Origin of the sequence: Luteibacter aegosomaticola, from assembly GCF_023078475.1 — a bacterium.
Classification (GTDB): Bacteria; Pseudomonadota; Gammaproteobacteria; order Xanthomonadales; family Rhodanobacteraceae; genus Luteibacter; species Luteibacter aegosomaticola.
On record NZ_CP095741.1, the window covers coordinates 3845842 to 3861698 of the forward strand.

General features: G+C 66.5%; 14 protein-coding genes and 1 riboswitch. Of the genes, 9 read left to right on the top strand and 5 right to left on the bottom strand.

Translation table 11 applies throughout. The annotated features are described in order from the left end of the window. The first annotated feature begins 5 nt into the window (after nt 1–5). The 5 genes from L2Y96_RS17140 (at nt 6) to L2Y96_RS17160 (ending at nt 4670) form a co-directional block, all read left to right on the top strand. A complete protein-coding gene (locus tag L2Y96_RS17140) occupies nt 6–1460 on the top strand; it encodes a GTPase (protein ID WP_247328585.1) in 1455 nt (484 codons plus the stop codon). 105 nt (nt 1461–1565) lie between these two features. Then, nucleotides 1566–2195 (top strand): YceI family protein, encoded by a 630-nt coding sequence (locus L2Y96_RS17145; protein ID WP_247328588.1) that lies wholly within the window; start codon nt 1566–1568, stop codon nt 2193–2195. After that, nucleotides 2179–2763: a cytochrome b gene (locus tag L2Y96_RS17150; protein ID WP_247328591.1), complete on the top strand. Its 585-nt coding sequence runs from the start codon at nt 2179–2181 to the stop codon at nt 2761–2763. Before L2Y96_RS17145 ends, L2Y96_RS17150 begins: the two co-directional genes overlap by 17 nt. Further along, on the top strand, nt 2760–3320 hold the full coding sequence (locus tag L2Y96_RS17155; RefSeq protein ID WP_247328593.1) for a YceI family protein: 561 nt from the start codon (nt 2760–2762) through the stop codon (nt 3318–3320). The genes L2Y96_RS17150 and L2Y96_RS17155 overlap by 4 nt, the downstream gene beginning before the upstream one ends. A gap of 3 nt (nt 3321–3323) precedes the next feature. Next, complete coding sequence (locus L2Y96_RS17160; RefSeq protein WP_247328596.1) at nt 3324–4670, top strand: GTP-binding protein; 1347 nt, start codon at nt 3324–3326, stop codon at nt 4668–4670. Between the two features lie 107 nt (nt 4671–4777). On the opposite strand, the gene L2Y96_RS17165 is transcribed toward L2Y96_RS17160, so the two are convergent. Beyond that, entirely contained in the window at nt 4778–5008 is a 231-nt protein-coding gene (locus tag L2Y96_RS17165; protein ID WP_247328598.1) for a glutaredoxin family protein, read from the bottom strand. 76 nt (nt 5009–5084) lie between these two features. On the opposite strand from L2Y96_RS17165, the gene L2Y96_RS17170 reads away from it, so the two are divergent. Next, nucleotides 5085–6467 carry an L-serine ammonia-lyase gene (locus tag L2Y96_RS17170; RefSeq protein ID WP_247328600.1) on the top strand — a complete coding sequence of 461 codons (1383 nt, stop codon included), beginning with the start codon at nt 5085–5087 and terminating at the stop codon, nt 6465–6467. A gap of 104 nt (nt 6468–6571) precedes the next feature. Here the strand turns inward: L2Y96_RS17170 and L2Y96_RS17175 are convergent, their stop codons facing one another. After that, nucleotides 6572–6952: a hypothetical protein gene (locus tag L2Y96_RS17175; protein ID WP_247328601.1), complete on the bottom strand. Its 381-nt coding sequence runs from the start codon at nt 6950–6952 to the stop codon at nt 6572–6574. Nucleotides 6953–7110: 158 nt separating this feature from the next. On the opposite strand from L2Y96_RS17175, the gene L2Y96_RS17180 reads away from it, so the two are divergent. Then, on the top strand, nt 7111–8778 hold the full coding sequence (locus tag L2Y96_RS17180; RefSeq protein ID WP_247328603.1) for an APC family permease: 1668 nt from the start codon (nt 7111–7113) through the stop codon (nt 8776–8778). Between the two features lie 634 nt (nt 8779–9412). On the opposite strand, the gene L2Y96_RS17185 is transcribed toward L2Y96_RS17180, so the two are convergent. Genes L2Y96_RS17185 through metX form a run of 3 tightly spaced genes read right to left on the bottom strand, consistent with a single transcriptional unit; the run spans nt 9413 to nt 12710 of the window. Further along, on the bottom strand, nt 9413–10480 hold the full coding sequence (locus L2Y96_RS17185; RefSeq protein ID WP_247328605.1) for a homoserine dehydrogenase family protein: 1068 nt from the start codon (nt 10478–10480) through the stop codon (nt 9413–9415). Further along, nucleotides 10477–11673, bottom strand: coding sequence for a cystathionine gamma-synthase (gene metB / locus L2Y96_RS17190; protein ID WP_247328607.1), 1197 nt, complete (start codon nt 11671–11673; stop codon nt 10477–10479). The genes L2Y96_RS17185 and metB overlap by 4 nt, the downstream gene beginning before the upstream one ends. A 2-nt stretch (nt 11674–11675) precedes the next feature. Further along, the gene (gene metX, locus L2Y96_RS17195) at nt 11676–12710 is read right to left on the bottom strand and encodes a homoserine O-succinyltransferase MetX (protein ID WP_247328609.1); all 1035 of its coding nucleotides are present in this window, start codon (nt 12708–12710) and stop codon (nt 11676–11678) included. Between the two features lie 89 nt (nt 12711–12799). Further along, nucleotides 12800–12915, bottom strand: a riboswitch (SAM riboswitch). Nucleotides 12916–13183: 268 nt separating this feature from the next. Here metX and L2Y96_RS17200 point away from each other — a divergent pair. Together L2Y96_RS17200 and L2Y96_RS17205 are read left to right on the top strand one after the other, a co-directional pair. Further along, the gene (locus tag L2Y96_RS17200; RefSeq protein ID WP_247328611.1) at nt 13184–14200 is read left to right on the top strand and encodes a cysteine synthase A; all 1017 of its coding nucleotides are present in this window, start codon (nt 13184–13186) and stop codon (nt 14198–14200) included. A gap of 48 nt (nt 14201–14248) precedes the next feature. Next, the gene (locus L2Y96_RS17205) at nt 14249–15853 is read left to right on the top strand and encodes a peptide chain release factor 3 (protein ID WP_247328612.1); all 1605 of its coding nucleotides are present in this window, start codon (nt 14249–14251) and stop codon (nt 15851–15853) included. Nucleotides 15854–15857 lie beyond the last annotated feature (4 nt).

A 15857-nucleotide genomic window follows, 5' to 3' on the forward strand; every position in this document is an offset into this window, starting at 1 on the left:
GGCGCATGTCCCGACGACTTCGCTTCCTGATCGCGGCCATCGGTATCGCCGCTCTCGCGTGGCTCCTTATCGCCACGCTGGAGCGCGCCCTGGCGCTGGCCCAACGCTTCATGACGTTGCCCGAAGGCCTGCGCTGGCTCGTGGGCGTACTCGTTGTGGCGATGCTCGCAGGGGGCCTCGCCATCGGCGTGTGGTGGCTGCGGCCACGTAAACCGCGGACGCCTGTTCAGGCTCCCGACCGCCCTTCGCTCGAATCACGCCTGGCAACACTGCGCGAATCCGGTGCGAACGTTGAGGAACTTCGCAGCGAACTTGGCGAACTGGACCGTCGTCGCGAGAGTGGCCGGCTGAACATCGCCGTGTTCGGCGAAATATCCACGGGCAAATCCACGTTGATCGGCGCGCTGGTTCCCGGCGCATCGCTCGAGAGCGATGCGCGTGGCGGCACGACGCGTACCGTCACTCACTACGAAGGTAGTGCGCCCGACGGCGCCGCATGGACCGTGGCGGATGTGCCCGGCACCGCCGAAGCCGGCGGCGAGGCACGTGAAAGCATGGCACGCGAAGAAGCCTTGCGCGCCCACGCGGTCGTGTATGTGTGTGCGGGCGACCTGACCCGCGCCCAGGCGTCGGAGCTGCAGTGGCTGGGGGATTTCGGCAAACCGCTGATCCTCGCGCTCAACAAGGCGGATCAGTGGAGCAGCGACGAACGCACCCGTATCACCCAGCACCTGCGTGCGGCGAGCGGCGGCGTACCGGATGCGGTCGTGCTCACCAGCGCGGGTGGCGAAGAGCGCTTTACCCGGCAACTGGCCGATGGCAGCCGCGAGGACGTGCGGCGCCAGCGCAAGGCGGACATTGGCGAGCTGGTGACCGCATTGCGCCGGCTGACCGCGGCTGGGGCCGACGCGCTTGAGCCCGCGCGCGAAAATGCCGTACTCGCGGGATTGCACGAACGCACGTCAGCGCTCGAGAAAGCCCAGCGGGCGACCGAAGCGGAACGCATCGTCACGCGCTACGCCCGCCGCGCGATCGTAGGCGCCATGGCCGCGGTGGCCCCGGGCACCGACCTGGTGATCCAGGGAGCGCTGGCAGCAGGCCTGGTTCGTGCCCTGGCGGACCTCTACGGCGTACGCGTCACCGACGTGGAGATCGAAGATCTGCTGCGTCAGGTCCGCATGACCTTGCGGACGGGTACGTCCGTCGTTCTTGCCGTGGCCGGCAATGCGCTCAAGGCGTTCCCCGGCCTGGGCACGCTCGGCGGCGGCGTACTGCATGCCTTCGCCTATGCGCTGATCTTCGACAGCTTCGGCAAGGCGCTGGCGGCGACGCTGGCCGAGCACGAACGCCTTGACCAGGCTGAGGCCGGCGAACGCATGCGTGAACTGCTGGCGGATACCAAAGGCAACCGGTTGCGCCAGCTGGCGGAACTCACCAGCGATGCCCTGCGGGATCGCTAAGTGAACAATCCGTTCGCGCCGCACGGGCTGACAAGGCCGGCGCCGTCGGCCACACTCTTTCCCATCGGCCGCCCCGCGCGGCCCCGAGATGGAGCAGGCCCCCTGATGCGACATCCCCTTATCACTGGCCTTATGGGCCTGGCGCTGGGCACGGTGGGCGTCGCCCACGCGACGCCGCAGACCTACCAGCTGGACCACGTGCACAGTTCCGTCGTGTTCAACGTGGACCACAATGGCTTCTCGCGCGCTTTCGGCCGCCTGCGCATTACCGATGGCACGCTCGTTTTCGATCCTGACAACTGGCCAGCCTCCTCCGTGACGGCGACGATCGACCTGGCGTCGGTCGATATGGGCGACGCGGATTGGGATAAAGCCGTGCGCGGCAGCAGCCTGCTCGATGCCGACCGCGAACGGACGGCTCGCTTCACCAGCGATAGCGTGGAAAAGCGTAGCGACGAGGAAGGAGTCCTGCACGGCAAGCTCACCTTGCGTGGCGTCACGCTGCCGCTGGATATCCCGTTTCGCGTGAACCGCGTCGGCAAGACGATCTACGGCTTGCACACCGTCGCCGGCTTTTCCGCCAACCTCGTGCTCGATCGCACGAAGTTCGGCATGACCTCCAACACCGGCTCGATCGGCACCCAGGTGTCGGTCTGGCTGGAAATCGAAGCCATCCGCGGAGGCGAAAGCCCCGCCAGCCACGATAAGGAAACCCCCGATGCCCACGCGCAGTGAACCCACCCGCTGGAGCACCGTCGCCAAGACCTTCCACTGGCTGATGGCCTTGCTGATCCTCGGCAATGGCGCATTCGCGTTCTGGATGGATGGCCTGAAGCCGTCGCTGAACAAGATCAACATGTTCGCACTGCACAAATCCGTGGGCCTTACGGTGCTCGCGCTGTTCGTGTTGCGCCTGGCGTGGAAAATGTTCGACCGCCGGCCGCCGGATGAACCGGCACCGCGGTGGCAGCAGATCGCCGCGCATACGGTGCACGGTTTCCTCTACCTGCTGATCGTGGCGATCCCGCTGAGTGGCTGGGCGTTCAACTCGGCCCACGGCTTCCCGCTGCAGTATTTCAAGCAGTTCAACCTGCCGGCACTGGTGGAAAAGAACGAAGATCTTTCCAATACGCTCGGTACGGTGCACGTGTATCTGTTCTGGCTGTTGTTGCTGGTGCTGGTCGCCCACGTCGGTGGCGCGCTCAAACACCACTTCATCGACCGTGATGACACCCTCCGCCGCATGCTCCCCTTCGGACGTGCGAAGCGGAACTCCCCCTCTTCTCCCGGAGATACGCCATGACCCTGACCACCCGCCGCCTTTCCGCGCTGGCACTTGCCCTCGCCCTACCCTTTGCCGCCTCGGCGGCCGATTACAAGGTGGGCCCGGGCAGCACGCTCGGCTTCAGCGGCAAGTTCCAGGGCCAGCAGTTCGATGGCTCCTTCGGTAAGTTCGATGCCGCGATCAGTTACGACCCGGCGAACCTGGCGACTGCGAAGTTCGATGTGAACGTCGATGTGGCCACGGCGAGGACCGGTGACGGCGACCGTGACAAGGCCCTGCCGACGGCTGATTTCTTCGATGCCTCCAAGTTTCCCAAGGCGCACTACGTCACCACCGGTTTCACGAAGGACGCCAAAGGCAACGTGGTGGCAAACGGCACCCTCACCCTGCATGGCGTGTCCAAACCCGTGCAGCTGAAGGTGGTGTTCAACCCCGCCGCCGGCGGTGCGCGCCTCTCCGTCACCGGCAGCCTGAAGCGCCTGGATTTCGGCGTCGGCAGCGGTGACTACAAGGACACCAGCACCATCGCCGATGAAGTGCTGGTCAACGGCACGCTGAACCTGCTGCCGAAGTAAGCCATGGTCGATGGCTGGCTCGACCGCCTTCGCGGCCTGACCGGCCGGCTCCGCCGTGGTGCGCCTGAGGCGCCCGCGGCGGATGCACGTGGCGGTGCGGTGGGCGCCAGCCTGCGCGGCCTGCTCGATGATCCATCGATCCCGGCGGATGTGCGCACCGCCATGGCCTCGGATTTCCGCCGCGTGGAGGAAATGCTCGAGCGCATCGAACGCGAAGAGCTACATGTCGCTGTGTTCGGCCGTGTATCCGCGGGGAAATCTGCCTTGGGAAACGCCTTGCTCGGGCGCGATGCGTTCGCGATGGGTGTCCTGCATGGCACGACGACAGAAGCCGATGCGATGCGTCTCGACGAAGCGGCTCACGCGGGCCTCGTGCTGATCGATACGCCTGGCATCAACGAACTGGGTGGCGAGGCACGTGAGCGACTCGCGTACGAAGTCGCCGAGGTAAGCGACCTGATCGTGTTTGTCGCCGATGGCGACCTCACCCGCGAAGAACGCGACGCCTTGCGTACGCTGGCGGCGACGGCGCGACCGTTGCTGCTCGTACTGAACAAGGCCGATCGTTATAACGACGACGAGCGCGACGGGCTGCTGGAACGACTGCGCGAGCATGCGGCCGGCCTCGTGCGCCGTGAAGATGTGCTTGCCGTGGCGGCCCGGCCATCGCCGCGCGTGGTCGTGGACGTGGATGCCCATGGCCGCGAAAGCGCACGGAATGAAGCGTTACCGCCTGACGTCGGCGCGCTGAAGCAGCGGCTTGTCGCGATCGCCGAGCGCGAAGGCAAGGCACTGGCCGCCATCCACGCAGGCTTGTTCGCTGGCAAGCTCACCGACCAGGTGACGGCGCATATCGCCGTGGCACGCCGCGAGGTGGCCTCGGGTGTCATTCGGCAGTACTGCATCGCCAAGGCCGTCGCGGTGGCGCTCAACCCCATTCCCGTCGCCGACCTGCTGCTAGCGGGCGGCCTGGACGCTGCGATGGTGGTCCAGCTCAGCCGCGTCTACGGGCTTCCGCTGACCCGTGCGGAATCGGGGCGGCTCGTCGCCGTCATCAGCACCCAGCTTGCCGCGCTCATGGGCGCCGTGTGGGGCGTGCAACTGGTCGCTTCCGCACTGAAGGGCCTCAGCGGTGGGCTATCCGTTGTGGTTACCGCCGCCGCGCAGGGCGCGCTCGGCTGGTACGCCACGGTGCTGATCGGCCGGGCGGCCGAACGCTATCTCGTCGCGGGCAAGTCGTGGGGCGAGCACGGCGCGAAGCGCGCCGTCGCCGATGTCGTCGCCAGCCTGGATCGCGATTCGATCCTGCGCGAGGCTCGCGAAGAGATCCTGAAACGCCTGAAGCGCTGAGCGCGGCCGATCGCCCCGTAGGAGCCCACCCTGTGGGCGACGCCGTTCGCGATGATCCACGGGGCCTGCGGCGGTGAGGCGAAACATGTCGCCCACAGGGTGGGCTCCTACGGGGGGGTTGCCAGCAACGTGACGGCGGCCTCATCAAACGGCCAATCGAGCTCCACGCCGTCGCTGCGTCGCAGCACGGGAACGCGCACGCCATAACGCGCTTCCAACGTGTCGTCCTCGTCGATCCATACTGAGGAAAACTCCGGGAAGCCCGCTCGCGCCAGCACGTCGAGGGCCTGGTCGCAGAGGTGGCAGTCGTCGCGCTGGAACAGTGTGAACGCGTACATGCGGGGGTGTATGGGCCCTTGGGTGGTCAAGCGTAGAATAGCCGGCTATCCCCCATAGCCAACCCCACGTCCAGCCATGGCAGTCAGCGTTTTCGACCTTTTCAAGATCGGTATTGGTCCGTCCTCCTCGCACACCGTCGGTCCCATGCGGGCCGGTGCGCGTTTCGCGGAGCACTGGCTCGAGGAAAAGGGCGTGCTGGAACGCGTGGCGCGCGTGCGCTGCGAATTGTTTGGTTCGCTGGCCATGACCGGCCGCGGCCACGGCACCGACAAGGCCGTGCTTCTGGGCTTCGAGGGCGAGTGGCCCGACCGGGTCGATCCGGACGGCATCGCGGCCACGCTTGAGCGCATCCGCGGCACGCGTCGCATCCGCATCCTCGGCCGCCACGAGATCACCTTCGACGAGAAGTCCGACCTGGTCTTCAACAAGCGCCAGAAGCTCCCGTTCCACACCAACGGCATGCGCTTCTCGGCGTACGACGCCGAAGGCAATGAGCTGGCCACCCGCGATTACTACTCGGTGGGTGGCGGCTTCGTGGTGAATCCCGACGAGGCGGCTGAAGACCGTATCGTGGCCGATACCAGCGAGCAGCCCTACCCGTTCTCCACCGGTGACCAGATGCTGGCCCTGTGCAATGAGAACAATCTCACGATTGCCCAGCTCATGATGCGCAACGAGAGCATCTGGCGGCCCGAGGCCGAGACGCGTGCCGGCCTGCTCACCATCTGGAAGGCCATGCAGGATTGCGTGGCCCGTGGCCTGCGCTCCCCGGGCACCCTGCCGGGCGGCCTGAAGGTCAACCGTCGCGCTCCCGCCATGGCGGCCGAGCTGCGTGCCCAGCCCGAGGCGGCGCTGCGCGATCCGCTGACCATTCTCGACTGGGTGAACCTCTATGCCCTCGCGGTGAACGAGGAGAACGCCGCCGGTGGCCGCGTCGTCACCGCGCCGACCAACGGCGCCGCGGGTATCGTGCCAGCCGTGCTGCATTACTACCGCCATTTCTGCCCCGGCGCGTCGGAAGATGGCGTCATCACCTTCCTGCTGACCGCGGCGGCCATCGGCATCCTCTATAAGGAAAACGCGTCCATCTCCGGTGCCGAGGTCGGCTGCCAGGGCGAAGTGGGCGTGGCCTGTTCCATGGCGGCCGGCGGCCTGGCCGCGGCACTTGGCGGCAGCGTCACCCAGGTGGAAAACGCGGCCGAGATCGGCATGGAACACAACCTGGGCCTCACCTGCGACCCCATCGGCGGCCTGGTCCAGATCCCGTGCATCGAGCGCAACGCCATGGGCGCGGTGAAGGCGATCAACGCCAGCCGCATGGCTCTCAAGAGCGACGGCAAGCACCACGTCTCGCTGGATAAGGTCATCGCCACCATGCGCGACACCGGCCGCGACATGAAGGACAAGTACAAGGAAACGTCCCGCGGCGGCCTGGCGGTCAACGTCATCGAGTGCTGACGCCCGAACGACCGTAGGAGCCCACCCTGTGGGCGACATCTTTCGCCGCTCCCTTCCAGGCCCTGCGGCTCTTCGGCGAACGGCGTCGCCCACAGGGTGGGCTCCTACTTGGTCGGGCAGGCTCGCGGCAGGCGGTCGACCGTCTCAACGCGGACCGGTTCGTCCTGCCCCCACCAGTTGGCGACGGCCGTGTAGCAGATCCGCAGCTTGCCCTTGCGGGTATCGAACCGCGCCTTGCTCGTGTACGCGAAGCACGAAACCGAGGCCAGATGGCCCAGTTCGCGCATGGTGATGGCGCAGCGCCGCACGGATTCGACCGGGTCCTCGCCAGGGTACAGGGTGAAGTAAAAACCCTTGGCGGTACGGTCGTATGACTCCGAATCGATCAGCCGGCCGTTGTCGCTCCACGGCGTCTCGGCTGCGGCAATGCCGCATACCGATATGGCGACAAGCCATATGCCGTTGACGACTACCTTCGATCGCATTCGAACCCCTTCTTCCTTACCGCATCGGTCAGTGTATATCGATGTGAGCTTCGTTTGCGTAGGGGATCGCTGGCTGACATGACGGGCGGGGGGTGTCATCATCCGGCCCTTGTGCCGCCCTGGGCCGGGTTCACCCGGCCCGTCCGACCGGAGTTCCCATGTCCCACCACCATATCCGCCGCGATGTCGGCGCCTTCGCCCTGATGCTGACCGGCCTGGGGTCGATTATCGGCTCTGGCTGGCTGTTCGGCGCCTGGCACGCCGCCCAGCTCGCTGGCCCTGGCGCCATCTACGCCTGGATCATCGGCGCGGTCATCATCCTGTTCATCGCCCTGACCTACGCCGAACTGGGCGCCATGTTCCCCGAATCCGGCGGCATGGTGCGCTACGGCCACTATTCGCACGGCTCGCTCGTGGGCTTCATCGCCGGCTGGGCCAACTGGATCGCCATCGTCTCGGTCATCCCGGTCGAAGCCGAGGCCTCGGTGCAGTACATGGCCTCCTGGCCCTGGGAATGGGCCAAGTGGACCAAGGATCTGTACGTCGTCACCGCCGGCCATGGTGAGCTCACCCCGCCGGGCCTCGCCATCGCCGTGGTCCTGGTGTTCGTGTACTTCTTCCTGAATTTCTGGAGCGTGAAGCTCTTCGCCAAGAGCAACACGGCCATCACGGTGTTCAAGCTCGTGGTGCCGGCCGCTACCGGTATCGCCCTGATCTACACCAGCTTCAACCCGGGCAACTTCCACATCGGCGCCCACGGCGGCACCCATGCGATCGATATCTCGTCGATCCTCACGGCCGTCGCCATCTCGGGCATCGTCTTCAGCTTCAACGGCTTCCAGAGCCCGGTGAACCTGGCGGGCGAGGCCCGCAACCCAGGCCGCAGCGTGCCGTTCGCGGTCATCGGCTCGATCCTGCTGGCTACCGTGGTCTATGTGCTGCTGCAGGTCGCCTTCATCGGCGCCGTACCGCCGGATCAGCTCGCCAAGGGCTGGGCCGCGCTGGAATACGCCTCGCCGTTCGCCCAGCTGGCCACCGCCTTGCTGATCAACTGGCTGGCGATCCTGCTGTATGCCGATGCGTTCATCAGCCCCAGCGGCACCGGCGCGACGTACACCGCCACCACGGCGCGCATGATCTACGCCATGGAGCGCAACGGCCACCTGCCGAAGATCCTGGGTCATATCCATCCGCGCTTCGGCATCCCCCGCCCGGCGATGTGGCTCAACCTTGTGGTCAGCTTCATCTTCCTGTTCTTCTTCCGTGGCTGGGGCACGCTGGCGGCGGTGATCTCGGTGTCGACGATCATTTCGTACCTCACCGGCCCGGTCAGCGTCATGACGCTGCGCCGCACGGCTCCGGAACTGAAGCGCCCGCTGCGTATCGCCGGCCTGCCGGTCCTCGCCGCGCTCGCCTTCATCTTCGCCACCGAGCTGCTCTACTGGGCCAAGTGGCCGCTCACCGGCGAGATTATCCTGCTGATGGTCGTGGCCCTGCCGCTGTACTTCTACTACACCGCCAAGAGCGGCTGGGAAGATTTCCAGCGCCACCTCAAGGGTGCCTGGTGGCTCATCGTCTACCTGCCCATCATGGCGGTGATCTCGTGGGCCGGCAGCAAGACCTTCGGTGGCCACGATTACATCCCGTACGGCTGGGATCTGGCGATCGTCGCCGTGTTCGGCGCGGTGTTCTATTTCTGGGGCGTGAAGTCGGGCTGGCGTACCCCGATGGTGGAGGCCGCGCGCTTCCATCACGATGATGAGCACGGCGAACCGGTGCTTCCGCCGAGTGCGGATGAAGCTGAGGCCACTACCGGCCATCGCTAAAAAAAAAAGCGCCCAATCGGGCGCTTTTTTTTACTGGCCATGCAGCAGCGGGAGTGTCGGCTGCATCGCGCGCAGTGCATCGGTTCATTCGCTGACGCGAATGCGTGTGTTGAGCGGCTTGGGCCGCCTTAGGCTGGATGTCGGGCGGGACTCGGGGGCGTTCAGGGCCTTGCGGCCGCCAGTCGCGGACCTTCGGACCGGGCCGTAGGCACCCTATTCGCGAAACGCGATGTGCAAGGCGGCCCTCCGCTCATGTCGGCCGCAAGGCCCTGACCGCCCCCGAGTCCACACGTCTCGTTACGTGGAGCACAAGCCTGTACACCGAAACCCAGCATCCTGTCGGCAGCGCCACTGCACGCCGCAAGCTCTCCTGCAATCAACCTCGTCGCTGATTGCGCGGGTGGGCAAGCCCTGGGGGTCGACATGAGCGGAGGGCCGCCGAGCGCATCGATTATCGCGAAAGCTGCGCCTACGGCCCGGTCCGCAGGTCCGCGACTGGCGGCCCCCAGGGCTTGCCCACCCGCAGCTTCCTCATCGCAACAAGTACGAGGCGGCGAACGCCGCTCAACACACGCATTCGCGCCAGCGAATGAACCGAGCACTGCGTGCGCTCAAGCACACGTTCGTCCGAGCATCAGACGAGCGCGAGGACGTCACCCAACAGTGCCTGTGCGGTGATTTCCGGGCCCGCACCCGGACCCTGGATGACCAGTGGCGTGGAGTGATAGCGGGTCGTCGTGAGGGCGAACTGGTTGTCGGTGCCGGAGAGGCGCGAGGCCGGATGGTCCAGACCCACTTCGACCAGGCCCACGCGGGCACGGCCGCGCTGGTTAAGGCGTGCGAGGTAGCGCAGCACCTTGCCGTTGGCCTTGGCCTCGGCGTGGCGGCGCGCCAGCGGTTCGTCGAGCTCCTGCAGGCGCTCGAGGAACACCTTGGTGTCGACGCCACGCAGTGCTTCGGGGACGAGGCTTTCCACCTCGACCTCGTCGCTACCCAGGGAGAACCCCGCGTGGCGGGCGATGATCAGCAGCTTGCGGGCAACGTCTTCGCCGGAGAGATCCGAGCGCGGATCCGGCTCGGTGAAGCCCAGGCGGCGCGCGTCGCTGAGCAGCGCCGAGAACGGGCGCGAGCCGTCGTACTGGTTGAACAGCCAGGAGAGCGAGCCCGAGAAGACGCCTTCGAGGGTCAACAGGCTATCGCCGCAGCGGCGAAGGCGGCGCAGGGTCGAGAGCACCGGCAGGCCTGCGCCCACGGTGGCAGCATCGCCGTACACCGCACCGCTGGCCGACGCGGCCTGGAGCGCGCGCCAGCCCTGGAGATGGCCGCCGGCGAGTGCTTTGTTGGCGGTGACCACGTGATATCCGCGTTCCAGCCACTCGGCATGCCGGGTGGCCTCCTTCGTACACGCCGTGGCGTCGATAACCACCTTGCGCGCTGCGCCCGTCGCATCGAGCGCGGCGAGCAGCGGGCCGTTGTCACGGCCGTCGCGGGCTTTGGCGAGGGCATCGGGCACCTCAGCAGGGCGCAGGCCATCGGCAAGGACATGCTGGCGGCGCGAGTTGGCTGCGCCGACGAGGCGCAGGGAGCCGGCGGCCGGGGTAGCGAGGAGCGTGAGCAGCGCGCGACCGACCACGCCGGTGCCTAGCAGCACGACAGCCGTATGCGGCGCCTCCGGCGCCAGGGGAGCGACCACCGCGCTCATGCGCCGACCTTGCGTTTCGAGGTGATGTTGGCGACCGCCGCGGCGCGGGCGAGCGCGGATTCGAGGTCGTCGATCAGGTCGTCGCCGTCTTCAATACCGATCGACAGGCGCAGCAGGTTGTCGGCGATGCCAGCCGTGCGGCGCGCTTCCGGGGCCATCGCGGCATGGGTCATCGTGGCCGGATGCGCGACAAGGCTCTCGACGCCGCCAAGCGATTCGGCCAGCGAGAAGTACTGGATGCCATCGACGAACGCTTCGATCGCGTCGTCGCCACCACGCAGTTCAAAGCTCAGCATGGCGCCAAAGCCCTTCTGCTGACGGGCCGCCAGTGCATGGCCCGGGTGCGAAGCCAGGCCCGGGTAATAGATGCGCTCGACGGCATCGTGTCCTTCCAGGCGATCCGCAATGCGGCGCGCATTCTCTTCATGGGCGCGCAGGCGAACGGCTAGCGTACGCACGCCACGCAGCGTCAGGAAGCTATCGAACGGCGAACCGGTCTGGCCGTTGCAGTTACCCCACCACTTCAGCTGCTCCGCGACAGCCTGATCGGCCGCGATCACCGCACCACCCACCACATCGCTGTGGCCGTTGATGTACTTCGTGGTCGAATGCAGCACCACGTCGGCGCCGAGCTTCAGCGGCTGCTGCAATGCCGGCGAGAGGAAGGTGTTGTCGACCAGCACCAGCGCGCCAACCGCATGCGCAGCCTGCGAGACGTGGCGCACATCGGTAATGCGCAGCAGCGGGTTCGACGGGGTTTCGATCCACACCAGTGCCGGCTTCGCAGCCAGGCCTTCAGCCAGCGCACTCGGGTCGTTGAAGTTGACGAAGCGCACGCTGAAGCGGCCCTTCTTCGCCCAGGCGTCGAGCAGGCGCCAGGTGCCTCCGTAGCAATCGTGCGAAGCGATGACGAGCCCGCCTGCCGGCACCAGTTCCAGCGCCAGCGCCACGGCCGACATGCCGGTGTTCGTGACGACCGCGCCCGCGCCCTCTTCCAGCTCGGTCAGCGCTTCGGCGAGCAAGTCGCGCGTGGGGTTGCCGCTGCGCGAGTAGTCGTAGGCACGCTTGCGGCCGAAGCCTTCGAACGCATAGTTCGTGGAGAGGTGCAGCGGCGGCACGACGGCGCCATGCTGCGTATCGGATTCAATACCGGCGCGGACAGCGCGGGTGCACAGGCGGGATTCACGAGTCATGGTTAGCGGGCTCCGCAACAGTCGTTGAGTGCGTGACGCAGCACGGGGGCGAGCTGCACGGTTTCTTTGAGGAAGGCGTCGTGGCCATACGGCGAATCCACGACTTCGAGGGTGGCGGTACCGCCGATGCGACGCTGCAATTCGCAGAGATCGGAAAGCGGCACGAGGCGATCGGAGGGGAAACCCACCAGCGTCGTCGGCGCATGCACGCGCTCCGGCGCGATGTCATGCAGGTCGATCGATTCGGAAAGCGCGAGGAAACGCTGCGGATCGAAACGCTCGACGAAGCGGCGGCCGGCGTGTTCGAGATAATCCTCCACCGGGAAGTAGAAGCGGCCATCGCGCAGTTCGGGACCTGCGGCGAAACGGCGCGAAAATTCCTCGCTGCCACGGTACGTGGTCATGGCGAGCTGGCGGGCGAGTGCCAGTGCTTCATCCGTGCGGCCCGATTCGATGCCGAGGCGGACGATGCCACGCTGCACCGAACGCTGCGCCGTCGAGAGCGGATGCGGGCGATGCGCGCCCGCAAGCAGCACGAGCGACTTCACCTTGTCGGCGTGATTGGCGGCGAAGGCCAGGCCGGTCATCGCGCCGTAGGAGGAACCGATGAAAGCGTGGGCACGGCCGATACCGAGTTCGTCGACGAGCACTGCGAGCGCCGCGGCCTGGTCTTCGCTGGAGACCGAGTCGACACCGCCGATGTCGTCCGGCACCAGCCAATCGATGGAGAGCACGCGGCACTGGCCGAGATCGATGGCGCCGCCTTCGGACACCAGTTCCTGCCACCATCCCTGGCGCTCACGGCCGGCGCAGACATCACGCGTGGCCGAGATACCGCCCTGGACGATCACCGTGGGCGCATTCGGCGCGCCGCACCACAGGTAGCGCACATCCACCTGCACGGCTTCGCTGCCGTACTTCGGCGTGAAGGTGACACGGCGGGTGCCGCGCTGCTCGGTGAGATCGGCGGCGCCACGCGGCGCGGTGGCTTCTGCCACATCGGAGAGGGGGATCACGGTGAGAGGCTCTGCTGGCATGTCCGGAGTTCCTGTCGGGTCGAGCCCCTGCGGAAACCTATAGCCGGACTGCCAAGGCACGGTGCGCAAGAACGCGCCCGGCTCGGACATTCCCATCTATCGGGTTACGTGGCGAACCACGCACCGCAGGAGTTGGCACCGTTGCGGAAATCCGCAGGTTGCCCCGGCTTCAAAGGGCCTGTCCCTCAGCCGGTCTCGATGAGTGGAACCGAGGTTACGCGCCGATTCCCGTCGTGTCAACAGCCGTATAGACGTCTAAACACCCAAATATCTTGCGATAACCCCCTGTAGGAGCCCACCCTGTGGGCGACGCCGTTCGCGAAGAAGCAACAGGGCCTGAAGCGGAATCGCGAAAGATGTCGCCCACAGGGTGGGCTCCTACGGCGGTTTGGACGGATTGGGCGGTTTAGGTGGCATGGGCGGTTTGGACGGCCAGATGGGGTTCATGGGGCGGGCGGGTTAACATCGGGCCCATGGCTACCTACCCCACCCTCAGCGCCGGCATCGGCCACACGCCCCTCCTTCGCCTGCGCCAGGCCTCGGAGGCCACTGGCTGCGAGATCCTGGCCAAGGCCGAGTTCCTGAACCCGGGTGGGTCGATCAAGGACCGGACGGCCCTGGGCCTGCTGGACGACGCTGAACAGCGAGGCCTGGTCCGTCCCGGCGCCACCCTGGTCGAGGGCACGGCGGGCAATACGGGCATCGGCCTGTCCCTCCTGGGCAACAGCCGCGGCTACCGCACCATCATCGTCATGCCGGATACCCAGAGCCGGGAGAAGATCGACGCCCTGCGCGCCGCCGGTGCCGATGTGCGCCTGGTCCCGGCCGCCCCCTGGACCGATCCCAACCACTACGCCGCCACGGCCTGCCGGATCGCCGCCGAGCTGAACGAGGCCGAGCCCGGCAGCGCCTGGTTCGCCAATCAGTTCGACAACCTGGCCAATCGCCAATGGCACGAAGACCACACCGGGGCGGAGATCTGGGAACAGACCGGGGGCAAGGTCGACGGCTTCGCCAGCGCCTCGGGCACCGGCGGCACCATCGCTGGAGTGGGAAGGGCGCTGAAGGCCCGCCGCAGCGACATCCTGGTGGCCCTCGCCGACCCCGCCGGTTCCGCCCTGGCCAGCTACGTCAACACCGGTGAGACCAAGGCCGAGGGCAGCTCGATCACCGAGGGCATCGGCAACGGCCGGCTTACCGCCAACTTCCTGGATGCCCCGATCGACCTGGCCTGGTCGATCCCGGATACCGAATCCATCCCCGAGGTCCACGCCCTGCTCCGCCAGGAGGGCTACTGTGTGGGCCTCTCCAGCGGCGTGAACATCGCCGGCGCCATCCGCCTGGCCCGTCATCTCGGCCCCGGCCATACCGTGGTCACGGCCCTGTGCGACAGCGGCATGCGCTACCAGGCCAAGCTATTCAACCCGGCCTTCCTGCGCGAGAAGGGCATCGCCGTGCCCGACTGGCTGGCCGCGGCCTTCCCGGGGTAAATCCGCGCTAGAATATGGGGTTAGCCCTTCGATGCGACCCCAGATTCCATGTCTTCACACCTCACCGAGACCCAGCGGCGGCGCAGCTTCGCCATCGTCAGCCACCCTGACGCGGGCAAGACCACCCTGACCGAAAAGCTGCTGCTGTTCGGCGGCGCGATCCAGATGGCCGGTTCGGTGAAGAGCCGCAAGGCCGCTCGCCACGCCACCTCCGACTGGATGGCGCTCGAGAAGGAGCGCGGCATCTCGGTCACGTCCTCGGTCATGCAGTTCCCGTACAACGGGGCCATCGTGAACCTGCTCGACACCCCGGGCCACGCGGACTTCTCGGAAGATACCTACCGCGTGCTCACCGCCGTCGACTCGGCGCTGATGGTGATCGACTGCGCGAAGGGCGTGGAAGAACGCACCATCAAGCTCATGGAAGTGTGCCGCCTGCGCGACACGCCGATCATGACCTTCATCAACAAGCTCGATCGCGAGGGCCGCTCGCCGATCGAACTGCTCGATGAAGTGGAATCGGTGCTGGGCATCGCCTGCGCACCGGTCACGTGGCCGATCGGCATGGGCTCGCGCCTGAAGGGCGTGTACCACCTGCTGCTCGACGAGGTGCACATCTTCGAACCGGGCAAGAACTTCACCCGCCAGGATTCGACCATCTTCAAGGGCGGCCTGGATAACCCGGAGCTCATTGCCCGCATCGGCGAAGCCGCCCTGCAGGAAGCCCGCGACGAGCTCGAACTGGTGCTCGGCGCGTCCAACCCATTCGATGTCGAGGCTTACCTTGCCGGCAAGCAGACCCCGGTGTTCTTCGGTTCGGCCGTGAACAACTTCGGCGTGGAGCTGCTGCTTGAGTTCTTCGTCGAACACGCGCCCTCGCCGCGCTCGCGCGACACGCTTACCCGCGAAGTGTTGCCGCAGGAAGAGAAGCTCACCGGCTTCGTGTTCAAGATCCAGGCCAACATGGATCCGGCGCACCGCGACCGCGTGGCATTCATGCGCATCTGCTCCGGCACCTATACCGCCGGCATGAAGATGCAGCAGACGCGCACCGGCAAGGAAGTGCGTATCGCGAACGCGCTCACCTTCATGGCGAGCGATCGTGAAATCGTCGAGCGCGCCTACCCGGGCGACGTGATCGGCCTGCACAACCACGGCACCATCACCATCGGCGATACCTTCACCGAAGGCGAAGGCTTGTCATTCACCGGCATCCCGAACTTCGCGCCGGAACTCTTCCGCCGTGCGCGCCTGCGCGATCCGATGAAGATGAAGGCGCTGCACAAGGGCCTGGCCCAGCTTTCCGAAGAAGGTGCCACGCAGTTCTTCCGCCCGCTCATGTCTAACGACCTGATCCTCGGTGCGGTGGGCGTGCTGCAGTTCGACGTGGTCGCGTACCGCCTGAAAGACGAATACAACGTCGATTCGAGCTTCGAGCAGGTCGGCGTGGCTACCGCGCGCTGGGTGCATTGCAGCGATGAAAAGAAGCTGGAGGAGTTCAAGGAAAAGAACGCCGCCAACCTCGCGATCGATGCGGCCGGTGAACTCGTTTACCTCGCCCCGACGCGCGTCAACCTGCAGCTCGCGGTGGAGCGCTGGCCGCAGGTGCGTTTCTCGGCCACGCGCGAACACGCGGCGTCGCTCGACGTCTGATCCA